We start from the raw sequence: 20,143 nt of genomic DNA on the forward strand, positions 1-20,143 counted from the left end.
TAACAATTAATTGAAGAAAATGTTCCGTGACATACCTACAGTATGGTGCATACAATGATAACAACATCTTGATAACATATTTCAGTCATTAATCTTAATTAACCTAATGAGCACACCAAGGATATTCTAAAACAAATATAGTGCTTAAAGTACAGTCTTGGTGTGATACTAACGGATTAGCAGTAGGGGTAATATATGTCAAATACTAACTTTGATTTTGACCAGATAATCATTGGATCTGGTTTTGGTGGGGCCGCCAGCGCATTGCGTTTAACAGAAAAAGGATTTCGAGTATTAGTATTAGAGCGTGGTAAACGCATTAGGACGAAAGAGTTCTCACGTACAAGCTGGAATTTAAAGCGTTTTATGTGGCTACCCCAATTAGGCCTTACAGGACCATTTACCCTGTCTATCACACGTAAAATTAACTTGGTTCATGGTAGTGCGGTTGGTGGAGGCTCACTTGTTTACGGCAACACTCACCTTATCCCAGGCCCAGAGATATTTGCCCACCCATCATGGACAGGTATGCATGAAGACTGGCACGCACGTTTGTCTCCTTATTATGCATTAGCCCAGCGTATGATTGGCGTACAACAAAACCGATTCTTTGGTCCTGCAGACCTTATTTTAAAAGACGTAGCAAAAGAGATGGGACGTGAAAATACTTTTAAAACAGTATATAGCGGCCTACTCTATCCAAAAGGTGAAAATAAAGTTTCACAAAATATTAATGTCGAACGCTTAGGTGAAGATCGTGGCGACCCCTATTTTAATGGCGATGGTCCAAAGCGCAATAGCTGTACCTATTGTGGTAACTGTATGTCTGGTTGCCGTCACAATGCTAAAAATAGTCTCGATAAAAACTATCTTTACTTCGCTGAACGTAATGGCGCGGAAATCCGTCCAGAATCAAATGTCACTAAGATTGAACCGATTGCCGATGAAAACGGCGTAAAAGATGGTAGTGCGGGCTACACAATCCATGTAACTGAAGGTTTAGGTTTATTTAATAAGAAAAAATACACCTTAACAACACGTGGCGTCGTCGTTTCAGGTGGTGTCTTTGGCACCATGCCACTGCTGCTCAGAATGCGTGATGTCGAAAAGACATTACCAAATCTAAGTCCAAATCTTGGTCAAAACGTACTAACAAACTCAGAAACGTTATTAACCGTTTCACACAATCGTCTGACCCAACAAGAACAAAAAGAAGAAGTTTGGAATGGTACTGCAATTACCTCGATCTTCTCTCCAGATGATGAAACCAAAGTTGAGGTTGTTCGTTATGCAAAAGGCAGTGATGCTGCATTTACAGGAGGCATGTCAGTACCACTAACGTCAAAACAATCTGGCATTCCCCGCTCAGTGAGCATGCTCATTAATATCGCTAAGCAACCCATTAAAACCCTTAAAATGGCAAACCCAGTTGGTAAAGCGAAAGACACGATTATTTTATTAGTGATGCAGACAGCACAAAACAACATTCACCTAGAAAGTAAACGCGCTTGGTATTCACCGTTCAAACCAACATGGATTCCGGTGCAACACAAAGGTGACGAAAAACTCAGGAACTACTTCCCTATTGCGCATAAAGTGGCAGAGCATTATGTCAAGCGTTCGGGGGGTGATGCAGGTAATCTTGCCTTAGAAGTCATTGTAGGCACCCCTATCACCGCTCACATGATGGGAGGAGCGATTATGGGGAAAGATCCTAAAACAGCGGTACTTGATGATACAGGTCAGACTTATGCCTATAAGAACCTGCGTATTCTCGATGGTTCAATTATTGCCGGTAACTTAGGCGTAAATCCATCACTTACGATCCTAGCCTTAACTGAACATGCGATGGCACAGATCCCAGTATTTGATACCGAGAGAGCCGCTAAGATTAAACCGATTCACTTCTCTGCAGCGCTCGACGGTAATCCGTCAGCAATCCAAGCAGCGGGTATGCCTGAGATCCTAACCAAAGCCGTTTAATAACACAAACTCGTCGCCTTTATTAAAGCGAGTTTTTGTTTCCGCGGTAACTGTTTAATCGCGTACTCTCGTTTACTTGCCCGACTTCGGTCGGGTTGGATTTCAGTATAAGCAATCCGTATCGGTTTCGCTCGACGAAAAAATTTCGCCCCTGTCCCTTTACAATGCTGCTGATAACGTCTTTCCATATTGGTAGTTATACCACAATACAGGCCCGCATCCGTTTCAATAAGGTAAACAATCCATAACCGTTCTACTGCTTTTATCACGACTTAGCCTTTAGTTTATAGCCATCACAATCAATACATGACTATGCTTTCTCATTTAAAATATCACTCATGTAGTAATATCGCATGTATGAATATTTTGTGTAATTTAATTATACGCATTTTATTGCTATACAATCTCAGATAGAATAATCATCCATACAGCAATCAATATTAAAAAATAATATGTTACGAACTTTCCTTTATTGTACTACTCTCTGCTTCATCAGCATGAATGCAAACGCTAATGCCGATGAAATAGCGCCTTTAGAAAAACTGCTCCCGCCAGGTACAAATGTTGCCTATATTATTGGTCAACCTTTCAATGCAACTGAAAAAATCAATAGTAACACCATCAATCAACATAATGCCGACCTCTTATTAACGCCAGCATCAACACAAAAACTGCTAACAGCATTAGCAGCCAAACTTTACCTTACAGACGAGTATATCTTTAAGACCAGCTTACATGGCAATATTTATAAACAGACATTAAGCGAAATGGAGTTTAATTTTACAGGTGACCCAACTTTCACCAGAAAAGATTTACGTAAAATGCTTAAGCAATTAAAAGCAAAAGGAATCACACATATTAACGGTGATATCACGCTTAATCAAAGCCGTTTTAACGGTTATAATTGGGGGAATGGTCAGGTATGGAATGATCAAGCTGTCTGTTATGCTACACAAGCGTCAGCCTTGGTCATCAACAGTAATTGTGTATTAGGAAATTTAAAGCGCTCTGCCGATCTTGAAAAAGCAACGGTTTACATTCCGGACTATGAACCGATAGTATTAACGAGCCAAGTTAATATCGTCACTAAAGAGCAGCAGAAGGCACAGTTTTGTGATTTAGAGGTCACACGCCATCCAGACAACAATTACACGTTATTTGGCTGTATTACGCCCTCTAAACGTAACCTTCCCTTGTCATTTGCTATTTCAGAACCGACCACTTACTTTACAGCACTGCTTAAAGCAGAATTAGCACAAGCGAGCATTAAATTTACAGGTCAGGTTGTTGAAAGCCATAAAACGATAAAGACAGCCGAAGTACTCAATCACCAGTCGCCACCGCTTGCAGAAATTATCGCTAGAATGATGAAAGAGTCAGATAATTTAATTGCAGACATATTATTTAAAACCATCGGTGCAGAATACTTCCAACAAGCAGGTAATTACCGAAATGGCGCTAAAGCCATGCGCTTAATCTTGGCCGAAAAAGACATCTCATTAGCATCGAATGTGATTGCCGATGGCTCTGGACTATCACGTCACAATTTAGTGTCTGCACAAACTATGTTCAGAGTACTAGAGTATGTCATCCGCCATGATGATGAACTACAATTATTAGACACAATGCCAATATCAGGTGTAGATGGTACATTGCAATATCGTCGCGGGTTATTAACGAAGAAACTAACAGGTAAGATTGTCGCGAAAACGGGTTCATTAAAAGGTTTATCTAATTTAGTTGGTTTTGTAAAAACAGAAAAAAATCACATGGTTCCTTTTGTACTGATGGTGAGTGGTTACAACCCTAAGACTATTGAGCAAGATAAGCGTAATAAACCGAGACAGGCATCACCTCTGACACAATATTCGGCCGCATTCTTTAATACCATAGTGTCTAATTATTAGTGACTTGAACAAAAGTATCGCATAAAAAATGGCGAGCAACTCAACTTAGTATCAGTTTCGTTGTTCGCCATTTTTTGTATTATTTATCAACCCGCACTAAAGCTAGATAATGCGAGTATCAGCAATAAAAATATTAGCTAGACCAGTAGCCTTCATCTAATGAATCTTCACGTTCAGGCAAGCCTTTTAATAAACGCGGTGAGTGTTGCGCCAAGACTTCATAACTTACACGGTTTGCGTATTTGCACAGCTGTGAAAGCGATGAATAAGCCAAACAATTCGCAGAATGTTTATCAGAGTTAGGCACGATATCTCTATGATAAGAGTTAGCTAACATATCATGTAAGATTGCAGATAATGCGCCATCGCCCGCACCATTGGTATTTTTAATTTCAACAGGACCGCCTAAGTACGGTGCAATATGTGAATACATTTTTAATGGTTCGTTCGTATCAGCCAAGCGCATTGGACGACTGTATTCATAACGGTTAAATTCAGCTATCGCACCAGGTAATAAGTGGCCACTTGTTTCACGTTTATATTTTTCATCCGTGTAACCCGCCATATAAAGACCTTCAGCCCCCGCAGTACAAAGAACAAGGTCACACCATTCTAGTGCCGCATCCGCAGCAAGTAATGGATCAGTAAAGCCTGTTAATGCTTCACCTTCATCTTCATTCATTGCAATAACAGTGACATATTCGTTAATGAAATTCTGCCACCACTTCTCATTACCTTCAATAATGAAACGTGTACCGAGTGTAAGAATAATAGGAATATTAAGGAATTTAGCTTGCTCAACCATGTGCATCGCAGCTTCTTTGATTGGATCATCATCTGCACAACGTAATAAATAAGCTGAGATAAGTAAACCAGAGCTTTTCTGCAGCTGATCAACGGGCAAATGCTCTTTAGTTAACTTATTCATTAAACCAGCATTAATACCGAAACTACGATCACCATCAGAAGAGATAAAGGTAAAGCAACGGCCAATAGGGCCATTTACAGGTTGCAGATAATTAAGGTTTACTTTACTGCTGGTATTACATAAATATTGGTACGCATAACTGCCAATTTTAATTTGGTCACACATAGTACCAAATAGTAGTGACTGTGATTCAGACAGGATTGCGTAGTTATGTAGGGTATTAGCAACAGTACCGCCAGCAAATTCACTTACGATAAGATCATTTTGCTTTAACTCGGTATAAATTTGCTCAGCTATTTCATCACTGATCATCAGTGACTCGCCTTTTACTAGCCCAAAACGAGTTAAAAAAGCATCTTCGACATGTGCTTCAATATCAACGAGTGTCTGATCAATACCACATAATACAGGTTGAGCTACATTTGCAATGTTTGCTGGTTTGACAAATGGATTGCCTGTATTTACAGGGAAATAATGCTTAGACTTGCGTTGACCGGGAAATTTCATATTTGAACCAGCATGAGAGAATAAAAGGGGGCTGATTTTACCAGCCTAATTCTGAAATACCAGTAAAACCAAATTAATGATCCAATTATTAACCATATTTTGGTCGATCACATAGATTTAATCGAAAAAAACAAAAATTTAAGCTTAGTACTGTCGAATAGTTACCACAAAATCACCACCCATTTTTGTTTCATCACGACCACGAATCACAAAACTATTACTCACAAGGTCAAATTCACATTCATGCCAAGCGCAGGTGAAATTCATCATATATTCCATTTGAGTTAATGCTTCATTCGGATCGATACGAATAGTACCTTCACAATAGCCAGCAAGAACAAAACTGACAAGCGTCTCGACTCTACATTTGCGTAATGGGCTGACATATTCAACAAAGGCGAAAAATGAGGCGTTGCCGAAATCATTGGTTAGTAAATCGTGCGCAAGTAAATACTTACGCATATCTTTATGCTTGATCAAAATATCCTCCGTGATTAACATGCCATCCTTGGCAATCAGTTAGTGTGTATTAAGGTTACAGCCTAACTGTTATTACATACATCTATTATCTAATGAGAAAAATTAAGCTGCATGTTATTCCAGACTTTACGCTGTGCATGGAACGCGTCTTTAAGTTGGCTTAGTTGCAATTTGGTATCACGAATTTGTTGCTCAAATTGAATTTTGTCAAATTTCTCATTCAGTGATTTTTTCTTCGATTCAAATAATACGATTTTTGCTTTATAAAAAGCGTTAAGTTTCTCACATAACACATCGTACTCTTGATTTAAACGTAAAATAACTTCTTCCGCATTAGGTAAATGCTGCACTTTATCGTGACGACGTTTTAATTCCATCTTCAATTTAGCCTGTTCGATACGTGCTTCAGGTACCATACGTAAGTCGCTTGCTAAGTTGCACCACGCTAAAACATTAATTAACCATTTAGTCGGATCATATTGATACCATTTAATCCCATTACGGTAATCAGTTTCAAAGATATGGTGGTAATTATGATAACCCTCACCATGAGTGAAGATAGCCAATAATGCATTATCACGAGCCGTATTACGATCTGTATAAGGCTGTGTGCCCCACATGTGTGCCCATGAGTTGATGAAGAATGTAAAATGATGACTTAATACTAAACGAGCAACACCTAACAATAATAAACTTGCCCAAACGTCTCCGTACAGAAGACCCACTAAGATAGGCACGCCAACGTTCATCACCAGCGCAAGTACGTTATAGTATTTATGCTGCCATACTGCGATACCATCTTTTTGTAAGTCACGAACATTCGTATAATCGGTATAAAGCATGGCATTATATTCACGTAACATCCAACCAATGTGCGAAAACCAAAAGCCATGACTTGCTGAGTATGGGTCTTTATCATCATGATCAACATGTTTATGGTGACGACGGTGATCTGAACTCCAATGGATTGCACTATTTTGTAATGCGAACGCACCACCGAGTGCAAAAATCAATCGTACTGACCAATGCGCTTTATAAGTGCGGTGAGACCAAAGTCTATGGTAACCACCTGTAATAGATAAGCCACACACGAAAATGCCGATGATCATAGCAATAACTTCGAAGGTCTCAAAACCATATACATAGCCATACCAAGGCACTGCCGTTATAGCAATAAGAAAGGTTGAAGCAAAAACGAATACATTTAACCAAATTAAGGGTGGTTTTTTCATAATACTATCTCTAAAGCCTAATGAAGTAGTTTCATTTATAATAGCGCACAAGTGTAAGCTCAGTTATTAATTAAAGCAATCCAATGTTACCAAAATAGCTCGATAATCGGCTGTTTTATTTTATATAACTAAAATTGTGATACGTGTCATGTTTTAATTTTATCTAAGCTCCAATTAAAAATAACCACTAGCGCATCATCGACTAAACTATTAATAGTTATTATAAACTTGATCCTAAACAAGAAAGACCAGTAGTTTTCCGCATAGTATCTTTCAACAAAAATGCTTAAAATACGATTAAAATAATACTCACATTATCGTTTCGAGGTCATTTTGATAAAAAAAGCGCAATTTGCAAATAAGTTACTTCATCCCAAGTATTGGTCGCTTTGGTTTGGTGCCAGCTTGGCACGTTTAACCCAACTCCTTCCTTTAGATAAGCAAATGAAATTAGGAGCCGCAATCGGCCGCTTGGTAAAAAAACTTATCAGCCGTCGTGTTAATATAGCAAAACGAAATTTAGAGATCTGTTTTCCTGATATGCCAGAGGCAGAACGAGAACGCCTGCTTGAACGTAATATTGAAGAGATCGGTAAAGCTATTTTCGATATTACTAATGCTTGGTGGTGGTCAGACGAGAAAGTTCAACGCCATATGACGATTAAAGGCCAAGCGCATATAGCTCAAACCATTGCAGATGGTCACGGCGTCATCTTATTTGCTGTACATTGCTTACCACTTGAAATGGGGGCCAGAATATTTGGGCAATTCCACCCCGGAGTCGGTGTTTACCGCCCGCATAAGAATCCCGTAATGGAGTACCTACAAGTAAAGGGACGTCTAAGGTCTAACAAAGCACTTGTGCCTAAAAGCAATCTTCGTCAAATGGTTAAGAGCCTTCGCAATCTTGATGTGATCTGGTATACCGCGGATCAAGACTTCGGACGTTCCAGCGCAACCTTTGTTCCTTTTTATGCGATGCCCGATGCAGCAACGATCACAGGTGCAAGTACCCTCGCTCACCTTGGGAAAGCAAAAGTGTTGCCATTTAGTGTAATACGTAATGCTGATGATAAAGGCTATACCATAGAAATAATGCCACCACTCGATAACTTCCCGAGCAAAGATCACGTTGCAGACGCAAAACGAGGCAATACCATTATCGAACAAATCATTGATAAAGATAGGGCTCAATATATGTGGTTACACAGACGATTTAAAACTCGCCCAAATCAAGATTCGCCTTCCGTCTATAAATAATGTTATGCAGTATTGATATACTCGAATAACGAGCTTAAAACAACGCTATAGGCTCTCAATATAATTTGCTAATAGTTTGCTCACCAGCGGCTATTAGCAAAATTACTTGCAGAGATACACCAACCATTAGTGACCGAAATCACGATTTACGTTAAACTAGCGCCAATTATCAGACTATAGCAGGAAAGAGTACGCCTACTGCTTTAGCAACCAACTTTCAGAACAGCAGATCGGGTTCCTCACAGCGTACCCATCTGACACAAAGATAAAATAAAAGGCTTATATTTCAAATGAGTAAACAAACGATTCAGTGGTACCCAGGGCACATGCATAAAGCCCGTAAAGAGATCGCGGAAGTTATGCCGCAAATGGACCTCATTATCGAAGTACTCGATGCACGGATCCCTTATAGCAGCGAGAATCCAATGATCTCCGATTTACGTGGTGATACCCCTTGCATTAAGATTCTCAATAAAAGCGACCTTGCAGATCCTATCGTTACTGCACAATGGCTAGAATATCTAGAATTAGAGGAAGGTGTAAAAGCGTATGCCTTTACGACGCAAGAGCCTGCTGAGATCAAAAAGATCCCACAACTCGCTCGTGCGCTAGTGCCTAATAAAGAAGGCGCGCATAAAGTAATTAAAGCGATGATTATGGGCATTCCAAACGTGGGTAAATCAACCACGATTAATATCCTGGCAAATCGTATCATTGCTAAGACAGGTAATGAACCAGCAGTGACGAAACAGCAGCAGCGTATCAAGTTAGACAACGGTATTGTACTGTCTGATACGCCAGGAATGTTATGGCCGAAAGTACAAAACCCACTTTCTGGCTACCGTTTAGCATCAACAGGCGCAATTAAAGATACTGCTATTGAATATGATGACATTGGTATGTATGCAGCAGAATACTTATGTAAAACCTACCCTGACGCAATGCGTGCACGTTACAAGCTAGATAACCTAGACAAGACAGACATAGAATTGCTAGAAGACATTGGTCGTGGCCGTGGTTGTTTAGGCCCAGGTGGTTTTGTTGATTTAAATAAAGCCGCAGCGATATTAATTAATGAGTTACGTACTGCCAAGATCTGTCGTATCAGTTTAGAAACGCCAGCAATGGCTGAAGCAGAAAAACAGGCTGTGATTGAACGTTTAGCCCTTGAAGGCGTGAAGATTAAAAAACGTAAGCCAAAGAAAAAACGTCGTTAATCAAGAAATATTAAACTGTCGTTAACCGTTCGTTCGAAAAATAAAAATGCCCCCAGTAATTGGTAGTCCAACTATTGGGGGCCAGTTCAACGAGGGCTCTTCACTAGTAATTGTAAGCGTTAAACTAACCGCCTTCTGCTTCTAGCGACAAATTCGCTTCTGAAGTACCAGATTCACTAATGATTTTACCATTCTCATAATATGTCACTATCAAAATCGGAGCCTATTATTACATCAAGAACGCTATTAATCTGTTCTTTCGTCACACTATGAATCGTTAAAGCCACGAGTAAAAAAAATCTATTCATCTTTATTTTTACCTATCGATTTAATAAAGGTAAATGCCAAAGGGACAACAAATAATGAAATAAATGTACCTAGTAACAAACCTCCCACGATGACCAAACCAATTTGTTGTCTATTTTCACTTCCAGGACCAATGGCCAACGCAAGTGGTAAAGCCCCTAATACCGTGGCTGATGTTGTCATCAAAATAGGGCGAAGTCTCAACGTTGCAGCATCCAAAATTGCCGTTAATAAAAGCTCCCCTTCTTCTAGTTTTTGTTTCGCAAATTGTGTAATCAATATACCATGCTTAACAATGAGTCCAATCAGGGTAATCAATGCAATACCACTGTATAAATTCAAACTATTCCCAGTTACTTTTAACAACAGTAAAGCACCGATAAGTGCAAAAGGGACACAAGTCAAAATAACCAATGGCTCAACAAAACTCTCAAATTGAGCCGCCAAAATCAAATATATAAAGATCAACGCAAATAGAAATAACCAAATCATACTCTCTGTATATTCTAAATACTGCTGCGCACTACCTGAAAAAGCAATAGTCGTATTGGATGGAAGTGTTTCTTTAGAAATGATGTCTAATACATTAATTCCCTGCTCAATAGAAATATTCGATGCTAATTTAACTGTCAGCGTTCCCGAACGAAGGCGGTTATAATGCTCTAAGCCTGAAGGCGCATTATGTTCACTAATTCTCACCAAGCTTTGCAAAGCAATCATTTCATTCTTATTGCTTCTAACGTATATCTCCTCTAACACCTGTAAAGACTGACGTTTTTCCTCAGGTAGCTGTATAATGACATCTACATTTTGGCTACCAAAATTATATTTACCTACTTGCTTCCCTCCTAACATTGTCTCTAACGTATCTGTTATCTTATTGATGGGAATATCTAGATCTGCTGCTAATTCACGGTTAAGGTGAATTTTCAATTGTCTAGTATCCCATTTAAGGTTTGAATTTGAACTCACTATGTCTTTATGCTTTTCAGTCTCTTTAACTAATTCTTGCATCGTACTGCGCAGTTGCTCATAGCTCCCTGTCGTCAATACTTTAACTTCAATTTCCCCTGGTGAAACTGACGGAAGAGACCACGTTAATGGTGGAGGTACAACACCAATATTGACTTGTGTTCCTGGAATATTAGAAAACTTATCTTGCAAACGGCTTGCTATTTGATAACTATTTTTGACTTCATCCTGCTTTACGACCACTGCGGCATAAAAAGATCCCCGTTTCCAGTTTTGCATTAAATAATCCTGCACCTCAGGCGTTTCATCCAATACCTTTTCAAATTGAGGTATAAATGATTGGGTTCGGCTAAAGCTATCCTGAGGGGACGTTTGTACTGATAAACTAAGCAATGGCATATTCATCGCTGGTGAAAATTCTTTTGGCAATAAATAAAAAGTCCCAATACCAATAAACATTAATAGGGTTAGACCACCAAGTGCCCATTGAGATCTTGCTAAAAATAAGGATAAATACCTATGATACTCGGACTGAAGGCGCTTAAATAACCGCTCAGAATAAATCGCATAACTGGATTCTGTACTTGATGCACGCAATATTTTTGAGCACATCATCGGGGATAAAGTGAGTGCAAGGAATCCTGAAATAAATATACTTCCCAATAACGTAAAAGCAAACTCTTTGAAAATAACACCAGATATACCACCAGAAAATGCAATAGGAAGATAGATAGCGGCTAATGTCATCGTCATAGATATAATGGGAAAAGTTATTTGCTTAGCCCCCTTGAGAGCTGCAGATAATGGAGGCTCCCCTTCCTCGATAAATCGTGAAATATTTTCAAGCATGATAATGGCGTCATCGACCACTAAACCAACAGCTAAAACCAAAGCTAACAAGGTTATACTATTAATCGTATATCCCAAGGCATAAATCACGGCAAAAGAACCAATTAAACAGATGGGTATAGTCACAATAGGAACAAGTGATGATCTGATACTACCTAAGAATAAAGTGATGACGAGTAAAACGAGAATAAATGCTTCGAAAATCGCGTTATACACACTATGGAGTGCAGCTTCTGTAAATTCAGACTCGTTATATTCGACTATATATTTCATACCACTAGGTAGTGAATTAGCTATTTGCTCTGATAATTCAAGAGCTTTACTCGTCATATCTAATACATTAGCCCCAGCTTCAGGGACTATTCCAATCGCAACACCTGATTTACCACTAACAGAAAAATAACGTACTTGCGTATCACTCGTTCTATGTTCATTACCCATTTCGACTGTGGCAATATCTTTTAATCTAACGAGCTGATTATCATTATTCCTAATAATTAAATTTGAAAATTCAGCAGGGTTCTCTAATGTAAGATCCGCCACAATCGTATAAGACAGGCTATCACCCTCAATAGAGCCTGTTGGGACTGTATCATTTTGGCTCTCTAATAGTTCAGTAACCTCATCAACAGTGATTCCACGAGCTGCCATTTTATCCGGATGTAACCAAATCCTTAATGCATAATGATGACGACTCCACAATAGGACATTTGCAACATCCTTTGATGCTTCAAATTGCGGAACAATAAATTGTTTCACATAATTAGTCAGTGCTCCAATAGATTCATTTGAATCAAAGTACGCAAGGAACAAAACAGGTTGAGCATTTGGATCTGTTTTCGAAATAACGGGAATTTCCGATGGTAATTCATCAACAGTTTTACTTATTCTATCTCGTATATCAGCGACTGCATCATCTATATCGGAGCCTAACTTGAATGTAAGCATAATATTACTGTTGCCATCTTGACTCGTTGACATCATATACTCAAGATCTTGAACGCCAGACATCGCATCTTCTAGAATAGTTGTTACCTGAGTTTCAACAATAGTACTCGATGCCCCCGGATAATCAGTACTAATCGTTACCACAGGGACGGTTATTTTCGGTAAATAGCGTAGCGGTAATTTTAGGTAACAAATAACGCCAATAATAATAAGCAATAAACTTAATACACAAGTAAAAACGGGACGTTCAATATAAAGGTTTTTAGTTTTCATAATGATACTAGCTCCACGTTTCGGCCATTAGCTAGCTTCTCTTGACCAAGCGTGACTACAGAATCCCCCACGTTTATACCTTTTACAATTTCCGCAGTATTCCCTACCATTTGAGCTATCTTTACAGATCGTTTATAGGCTTTACCATTTTCAACAATAAATACATCATTACCTTCGATTGTTGGTATTAATGACGTTTGCGGAACGAATAAAGCATCGTTTTTTATACCTAGAACAAGCTCAACTTGGACGAATAAACCAGGGGATAATATTGAATCGGTATTTTCGATTTCGGCCCATACTGTCATAGTTCTAGTATTAGTATCGATATTTGGTGCTATATAACTGACTTTTCCAAAAAATTGTTTTTCAGGTAAAGAATCGGAGTAAATAATCAATTTGTTATCGATGGCCGCCTGACTAAAATATTGCTCAGGAATACTGAACTTAACAATCAAACTTGTATTATCAAACAGTTTGACTAAAGCTTCGCCACTATCTACATATTGACCTGCATCAATCTGACTTGCGCCGATAATGCCTGAAAATGGTGCTTTGATTGCCATTTTATTTAATTTGATCTGGAGCTCTTTTAACACATGCTTTTTATTATTGTATTCAGATTCCGCATCATCTAAAGATTGTTTAGAAATAATATTTTTTTCCATTAACCTTAAATTGCGTTCATAAGTTAATTTACTTAAATGTAACTCAGACCCCGCCGTAGAATACTGAGCTTGAAAAAGCTGACTATCAAGTTGATATAAAAGATCACCTTTTTTAACTTTTGTGCCATATTGAAATAGAATTGATTCTATTTTACCCTCTATTTCAGGACTAATATCGATTGCTTTTTTTGCTGATAACGTTCCTATCGTTTTGACCTGAATCGGCACGTTTTGAGCCATTACTTTGGTTACAACCACCTTAATAGTCTGAGGTGAATGATTAATTTCACTTGCATGACTAAAAAAATAATCGTTACCGAACCAAATAACCATGGCTGCAGCAATTGTAGCTATACTAAATTTTACTTTCATTTATATATCCCTTTAAGAAAATATCCCTCATACTGAAAGGCAATTGACAACAAGAATAGTACCCATTTATAGGCACTAATAATAGGGAGGTAATAAATTTTAATAACTTTACTATTATATGTCGTAAATAAGCACCGCAGGCGTTACAACGCAGCCGTTCCATGATGTGTTGCTCTGGAAAAAAAGAGCTTTGCCCTGTGATCCGTAAGAAGCTTGCAGGCTCATATTTAGTGAATTTCCCCAAGTTGCATTCAGGACATAATTCACCTTTGGCTAACGATGTTAGCGCATGCTGTATTACTTTGGCTTTCGTGCGCTTAGTTTGGTTATATTTGGCTTGTTGAATAATGCAGGGCTGGTGGTAGCAGGGCATATGCACAAAGCCCGTAAAGAGATCACGAAGTTATGCGCAAATGGATCTCATTATCGAAGTACTCGATGCACGGATTCTTTATAGCAGCGAGAATCCAGTGATCTCTGATTTACGTGGTGATACCCCTTGTATTAATATTCTCAATAAAAACGATGATAATGGGCATTCCAAACGTGGGAAAATCAACAACGATTAATATCCTCGCTAATCGTATTATTGCTAAGACGGGTAATGAGCCAGTTGTGACGAAACAGCCGCAGTGATTGAGCATTTAACCGTTATAATCTTAACTAGCGTTAAAAAAAAGCGCCTCTCGTTACAGTAACGAGAGGCGCTTTTTATTATTGATTAACGCTAAGTATTCATCTTCCTTAACGCTTTATTTGATGATTAGACGCACATCGTCATCATCACCAAGTTCAATAATGAACTGTTCCTTACCGGCTTTCACAGAACGACTCACCCATTCTAATGGAATTGTGATTGAGCCCATTTCACCATCAAAAATTTCATCTTGATTGAATTGAAAATCAGCATCGTTATCTGGGTGACAACCTAGTGCGTACGCTAATGTACCTCGCTCGATTGGCGAGATATCACTTGAAACATTATTCATAATGAAAACGCCGTGCTCAGCCATCAAGGTTAATTGTGCTTTTAGTTTTTTAGGGTTCAGTTGATTAACATCTGGCCAGAAGTTAAGACCTTTACTTAATGCTTCAACTTCATTGTTACCGTTCTCATCAACAACTTTAGAACCTTTAAATTTCGTAGGGTCCCAAAGATCATCATAAGTAGGGGTAAAAGTCTTTGCTGCTAACGCTTCAGCTTCAATAGGCAAAACTTCATCAAGAGAAAATATAATTCGTTTCATTTTGGTCCGCTCTTTAATGACAAAAGCACAAACCAAAGTTTGTGCTTTATAATATGCTAGGACTATATACCTAAACAGCGTTGTAATGCAAGTCAGCTAACCGCTTGCTTATTAAACTGTACGGCGTGTCGCAACTGCTTCAGATAGCTGTGCCATCATAGTTTCAGTGTCAGCCCAACCAATACAAGCATCAGTGATACTTTGACCGTAAGTTTCAACTTTACCGTTAACAAGATCTTGACGACCTTCAACTAAATGGCTCTCAACCATCACACCAAAGATACCTTTGTTACCAGCACTAATTTGACCAGAAACATCAGTTGAAACATCCATTTGTTTTTGGAATTTCTTTTCACTGTTAGCATGGCTAAAATCAATCATGATATTAACGTCTTGCTTAGCCGCTTCTAACTGAGTTGTAATTGTGGCTACATCGTCAGCAGAATAGTTTGTCGACTTATTGCCACCACGTAGAATAAGATGACAATCAGGATTACCTGCTGTTGAGATAATCGCAGAGTGACCAAATTTAGTGACAGATAAAAAATGGTGCGGCGCGTTTGCACTACCAATTGCATCGATAGCAACTTTAATTGTACCGTCTGTACCATTTTTGAAACCAACTGGGCAAGACATACCAGAAGCCAGTTCACGGTGAACCTGAGACTCTGTCGTACGTGCGCCAATTGCGCCCCAACTCATTAAATCACCGACATATTGCGGTGTGATCATATCTAAAAATTCACCCGCTGTTGGTAAACCCATTGCATTCACATCAAGCAATAGTTTACGTGCGATACGTACACCATCATTTAATTGGAAGCTATCATCTAGATACGGGTCATTGATTAAACCTTTCCAACCAACAGTTGTACGTGGTTTTTCAAAATAAACACGCATCACAATTTCAAGCGTATCTTTATACTTCTCACGCAATGCTACTAGTCGCTCTGCATATTCTAATGCAGCCACTGTATCATGAATAGAACAAGGACCAACGATCACTAAAAGGCGATCATCTTCTTGCTTAAGAATTTGGCTAATGCTATTGCGTGATTCAAATACTGTTTTAGTCACATCATCAGAAGCAGGGTATTTTTCCAACACTGCAATTGGCGGTAATAATTCTTTTACTTCACGGATTCTAACGTCGTCTGTTTGATAATGCATACTACTAATATTCCTTTATTCGGCCCGTGGGCATTCATACTCTAATGTTATATTGTCCGCATTCAATGTAACGTCTATTTCACTCGGAAGCAATTACAAATCACATAAAAATTCAGTGGATATTATAAGAGATATTCTTATCTTATCGAGATTAAGGTAAAATCCACCACAAATGAGTTAAATTTGGAAACCCCATGCTATTAAAAACTGAAGATGAATTAATTGACTTTGCCTACGACACATTCCTAGACAGTGCACAAACAGAGTTATCCCCTGCAGATCAAATCTTATTTGCCATGCAATTCGAAGATCGAGGTGCGGTTGATATCGTCAGCCTAGGTGATGATTGGCCAGCAAACGTAGCAATGGGTATCAATGATAATGAGTACTGCGAATTACATATTGGGCTTGTTGACGACAACGACCTGTTAAATGATGTATTCGGGCGCGTATTAGTTAAGAAAAAAACTAACGATAATTTTATCCATATTCTTTGGAAAACTGAATAATCAAACGTTAGTGACTTGCTTTCATCTTCGAATTAAGGAATATTAGCGTTTAGAATAAGCATTATAATCCAAGGAGATGGAATTGAGTCAACAAGATAACCAGTTAGTACGGTGGTTTCGCCAATCAGCCCCGTACGTCAATGCCCATCGCGATAAAACAATCGTACTCACATTGGGCGGTGAAGCGATTGCACACGCTAATTTTATTAATATCGTCAATGATATCGCCTTATTAAATATTCTTGGCATTCGTATTGTACTGGTGTTTGGTGCTCGCCCACAAATCAACACAATATTGGCTCAACACAATTGTGAAAGTGTATTCCACAAGCGACAGCGAGTCACCGACGAACAAGCTTTCCCGCTAATCAAGCAAGTCATTGGCCAACTCCAATATGAGATCACAGCAGCATTCTCAATGGGACTGGTCAACACCCAGATGCACGGCGTAAAAATTAATATTGTCAGTGGTAATTTTATTACTGCGCAACCGATGGGTGTTGATGAAGGCATTGATTTTTGTCATACCGGCCGTGTTCGGCGTGTCGATACCGATGCATTAGAATATCAACTGGCACAAAATGCCATCACAGTCATTCCCCCGCTCGGCTATTCCGTTACCGGTGAAAGCTTTAATCTAAGTGCCGAGGAAGTTGCAACCAAAATTGCCATTAAACTAAATGCACACAAACTGATCAGTTTTTGTTCTGCTCAAGGTGTGCTGGATTATAACGGTAACCTAATTTCTGAAATGTTCCCAGAGCAAGCCCAAGAACGTCTAGCCGAGATTGATGCTCAAGGTGGCATTAATAGTGGTACCGCATCTTATTTACGTGCCGCAATCAATGCGTCATTAGCAGGGGTTCCTCGTTGTCATTTGGTGAGTTACAAAACCGATGGTTCACTATTACAAGAGCTGTTTTCACGTGATGGTGTCGGCACCCAGATTGTCCGTCAAAGTGCCGAGCAAACTCGCCCAGCCAAAATTGAAGATGTGGCGGGTATCATGGTGCTCACACAACCCTTAGTTGATCAAGGCATGCTAGTGCAACGAACAAGAGAGCAGCTATTAAGGGATATTGAACACTTCACTGTGGTTGAGCGCGACGGCACGATCATTGGCTGTGCGTCACTGTATTGCTTCTCTGATAATATTGCTGAAATGGCGAGTGTCGCTACTCACCCAGAATATCGACGTTTAAGCCGCGGTGACTTATTGGTCAAAGAAATCGAAAGACAAGCGAATCTGCAAGGAATGGATAATCTGTTCGTCCTCACCACACACAGTATTCATTGGTTTAGAGAGCGTGGTTTTGATCCTGTTGAATTAGACCAGTTACCACTAGAAAAACAAGAATTGTATAATCTACAACGTCGTTCAAAAATATTGATGAAAAAGCTGTAAACATAAAGCGTAGGTTTATCACCTACGCTACCTTTAATCTAAATACTGCATGTCTAATGTGATGACTGTGGCGCTAACGTAAATAATCGCTGGCTACGGCATGTAATGCACGGACATGCGCGTCGTCGTCGTTTAAACACGCAATAAAACGGTAATCCTCACCGCCGGCACCCACAAACACTTCTTTATTCTCTATCGCCATTTCTTCTAACGTTTCTAAACAATCGACAGCAAACGCAGGCGCAATCACATCTAACGACTTAGTGCCACTTTCAGCCAATTTAATTAAGGTTTCATTCGTATATGGCTGTAACCATTCTGCTTTACCAAAACGAGATTGATAACAATGCACAACCTCATCTTCGGCTAAGCCTAAACGCGCACAAAGTAATGCGGTCGTTTCAACACAATGGTCAGCATAAATATCACCTTTTTCAACGAGGAACTTAGGGATACCATGGTAAGACAATAACAATTTATCTGCCCTGCCCTTTTCTGCCCAATGTCGTTCAATACTCAGTGCCAGCGCATCAATAAAGGCTGCGTTATTATGGTAATGCTTCACTAAGCTCACACTTGGTACATCGATATTTGTTTGCAGATAATGAGCCACTTGATCAAATACCGGCGCAGTTGTTGTTGAGGAATACTGTGGGAATAACGGTAACACAACAATATGCTCTGACCCCGTTTGTTGTAGCTTAGCAATGGCATTTTTAATGCTGCGTTCACCATAGGTCATTGCCAGTTCAACATTGACATTTTGACCCGCCTCTTCGAATAAGGCTGCCAAGGCTTTTTGTTGTAATAGACTGTAGTGTAATAAAGGTGAACCATCCTCAAACCAAATTGATTGGTAGGCTTTAGCAACACGTTTACTGCGCAAAGGTAAAATGACACCGTTTAATAGTGGTAACCAAAATAATCGCGGAATGCTAACAACACGAGGATCAGAAAGAAATGGTTTTAAAAATGCTTTAACACCCGCTGGTGTTGCCGATTCAGGCGTACCAAGGTTAACCAATAACACACTTTGCTTAGTCATATTACCCATAATCACTATGTCGTTTAACGAATAAAGCTATTCTATGTGATTAAACGCATTGGATCCAACAACTCACTGAGATTTAGCTATAAAAAAACCCTGAGCATGCTCAGGGTTTAGTAACCGTATACAGATTAATCGAAAGGGGTTATGCCCTATCTATTGACCAAGTAATTCAGCTAATTGCTTACTTACAGCTTCAACAGCTTGTGTGCCGTCAAATGTAACGTATTTGCTGTTACCAGCTTCCGCTTCTTTGCCATAGTATGCAATAAGTGGTGCAGTTTGATCGTGGTAGATACCTAAACGTTTACGAACAGTTTCTTCAACATCATCCACACGGATTGTTAATTCTTCACCAGTTTCGTTATCTTTACCTTCCACTTTTGGCGGATTGTAAACTGTATGGTAAACACGACCAGAAGGAGCGTGAACACGACGGCCACTCATACGTTTAACGATTTCTTCATCAGGCACGTCAAATTCAAGTACGAAATCAACGTCAATACCGTTTTCTTTCATAGCGTCAGCTTGTGGGATAGTACGTGGGAAACCGTCTAGTAGGAAACCTTTTGCACAATCTTCTTTCTTCACGCGATCTTTAACTAATTCGATGATTAGTTCGTCAGATACTAGTTGGCCACCATCCATAACAGCTTTAACTTTTTGACCTAACTCAGAACCTTCTTTAATAGCAGCTCGTAGCATATCACCAGTAGAGATTTGCGGAACACCATAATTTTCCATGATGAACTGTGCTTGAGTTCCCTTACCTGCACCTGGTGCACCTAATAAAATAATACGCATAAATTGCCCTTAAATTGACTTAGCTTGTTTAAATTGCTTAAATTTCAGAACGGCTAGA

Annotated in this window: 16 protein-coding genes and 1 pseudogene; 7 read left to right on the top strand and 10 right to left on the bottom strand. The window is 39.2% G+C overall.

The genetic code is table 11. The features are described from left to right. Positions 1-195 precede the first annotated feature (195 nt). Entirely contained in the window at positions 196-1,983 is a 1,788-nt protein-coding gene (locus HWV01_RS14005) for a GMC oxidoreductase (protein WP_211672132.1), read from the top strand. Here the strand turns inward: HWV01_RS14005 and HWV01_RS14010 are convergent. Continuing rightward, the gene (locus tag HWV01_RS14010; protein ID WP_211672133.1) at positions 1,980-2,252 is read right to left on the bottom strand and encodes a GIY-YIG nuclease family protein; all 273 of its coding nucleotides are present in this window, start codon (positions 2,250-2,252) and stop codon (positions 1,980-1,982) included. The two genes, HWV01_RS14005 and HWV01_RS14010, sit on opposite strands and share 4 nt — an antisense overlap. A 228-nt stretch (positions 2,253-2,480) precedes the next feature. Between HWV01_RS14010 and dacB the strand changes: the two genes are divergently transcribed. Beyond that, positions 2,481-3,890, top strand: a complete 1,410-nt coding sequence (gene dacB / locus HWV01_RS14015; protein ID WP_211672134.1) for a D-alanyl-D-alanine carboxypeptidase/D-alanyl-D-alanine-endopeptidase — start codon at positions 2,481-2,483, stop codon at positions 3,888-3,890. A gap of 133 nt (positions 3,891-4,023) precedes the next feature. Here dacB and HWV01_RS14020 read toward each other — a convergent pair whose 3' ends face one another. The 3 genes from HWV01_RS14020 to HWV01_RS14030 form a co-directional block, all read right to left on the bottom strand. Continuing rightward, positions 4,024-5,325, bottom strand: coding sequence for an inosine/guanosine kinase (locus HWV01_RS14020; RefSeq protein WP_211672135.1), 1,302 nt, complete (start codon positions 5,323-5,325; stop codon positions 4,024-4,026). 144 nt (positions 5,326-5,469) lie between these two features. Further along, positions 5,470-5,826 carry a hypothetical protein gene (locus tag HWV01_RS14025; protein WP_228140253.1) on the bottom strand — a complete coding sequence of 119 codons (357 nt, stop codon included), beginning with the start codon at positions 5,824-5,826 and terminating at the stop codon, positions 5,470-5,472. A gap of 68 nt (positions 5,827-5,894) precedes the next feature. Continuing rightward, positions 5,895-7,037 (bottom strand): fatty acid desaturase, encoded by a 1,143-nt coding sequence (locus HWV01_RS14030; RefSeq protein ID WP_211672136.1) that lies wholly within the window; start codon positions 7,035-7,037, stop codon positions 5,895-5,897. 333 nt (positions 7,038-7,370) lie between these two features. On the opposite strand from HWV01_RS14030, the gene lpxL reads away from it, so the two are divergent. Beyond that, positions 7,371-8,297 carry an LpxL/LpxP family Kdo(2)-lipid IV(A) lauroyl/palmitoleoyl acyltransferase gene (lpxL, locus tag HWV01_RS14035; protein ID WP_211672137.1) on the top strand — a complete coding sequence of 309 codons (927 nt, stop codon included), beginning with the start codon at positions 7,371-7,373 and terminating at the stop codon, positions 8,295-8,297. Between the two features lie 290 nt (positions 8,298-8,587). Further along, on the top strand, positions 8,588-9,514 hold the full coding sequence (ylqF, locus tag HWV01_RS14040) for a ribosome biogenesis GTPase YlqF (protein ID WP_211672138.1): 927 nt from the start codon (positions 8,588-8,590) through the stop codon (positions 9,512-9,514). A 300-nt stretch (positions 9,515-9,814) separates the two neighbouring features. On the opposite strand, the gene HWV01_RS14045 is transcribed toward ylqF, so the two are convergent. Together HWV01_RS14045 and HWV01_RS14050 are read right to left on the bottom strand one after the other, a co-directional pair. Continuing rightward, a complete protein-coding gene (locus HWV01_RS14045) occupies positions 9,815-12,862 on the bottom strand; it encodes an efflux RND transporter permease subunit (protein WP_211672139.1) in 3,048 nt (1,015 codons plus the stop codon). After that, positions 12,859-13,902, bottom strand: coding sequence for an efflux RND transporter periplasmic adaptor subunit (locus HWV01_RS14050; protein WP_211672140.1), 1,044 nt, complete (start codon positions 13,900-13,902; stop codon positions 12,859-12,861). The genes HWV01_RS14045 and HWV01_RS14050 overlap by 4 nt, the downstream gene beginning before the upstream one ends. A gap of 373 nt (positions 13,903-14,275) precedes the next feature. On the opposite strand from HWV01_RS14050, the pseudogene HWV01_RS14055 reads away from it, so the two are divergent. Continuing rightward, positions 14,276-14,535: pseudogene (locus tag HWV01_RS14055) on the top strand (GTPase); the annotation flags it as partial. A gap of 119 nt (positions 14,536-14,654) precedes the next feature. Here HWV01_RS14055 and HWV01_RS14060 read toward each other — a convergent pair. After that, a complete protein-coding gene (locus HWV01_RS14060; protein WP_211672141.1) occupies positions 14,655-15,149 on the bottom strand; it encodes a DUF3085 domain-containing protein in 495 nt (164 codons plus the stop codon). A 111-nt stretch (positions 15,150-15,260) separates the two neighbouring features. Next, positions 15,261-16,319 carry a 3-deoxy-7-phosphoheptulonate synthase AroG gene (aroG, locus tag HWV01_RS14065; RefSeq protein ID WP_211672142.1) on the bottom strand — a complete coding sequence of 353 codons (1,059 nt, stop codon included), beginning with the start codon at positions 16,317-16,319 and terminating at the stop codon, positions 15,261-15,263. Between the two features lie 194 nt (positions 16,320-16,513). Here aroG and HWV01_RS14070 point away from each other — a divergent pair, with 194 nt between their 5' ends. Next, the gene (locus HWV01_RS14070) at positions 16,514-16,828 is read left to right on the top strand and encodes an HI1450 family dsDNA-mimic protein (protein WP_211672143.1); all 315 of its coding nucleotides are present in this window, start codon (positions 16,514-16,516) and stop codon (positions 16,826-16,828) included. A gap of 76 nt (positions 16,829-16,904) precedes the next feature. Beyond that, complete coding sequence (argA, locus tag HWV01_RS14075; protein WP_211672144.1) at positions 16,905-18,233, top strand: amino-acid N-acetyltransferase; 1,329 nt, start codon at positions 16,905-16,907, stop codon at positions 18,231-18,233. Between the two features lie 73 nt (positions 18,234-18,306). Here argA and hemH read toward each other — a convergent pair whose 3' ends face one another. After that, complete coding sequence (gene hemH, locus HWV01_RS14080; RefSeq protein WP_211672145.1) at positions 18,307-19,287, bottom strand: ferrochelatase; 981 nt, start codon at positions 19,285-19,287, stop codon at positions 18,307-18,309. A 150-nt stretch (positions 19,288-19,437) separates the two neighbouring features. Next, positions 19,438-20,085 (bottom strand): adenylate kinase, encoded by a 648-nt coding sequence (adk, locus tag HWV01_RS14085; RefSeq protein ID WP_211672146.1) that lies wholly within the window; start codon positions 20,083-20,085, stop codon positions 19,438-19,440. Between the last annotated feature and the right edge of the window lie 58 nt (positions 20,086-20,143).

It is taken from the genome of Moritella sp. 5 (assembly GCF_018219455.1).
Lineage (GTDB): Bacteria > Pseudomonadota > Gammaproteobacteria > Enterobacterales > Moritellaceae > Moritella.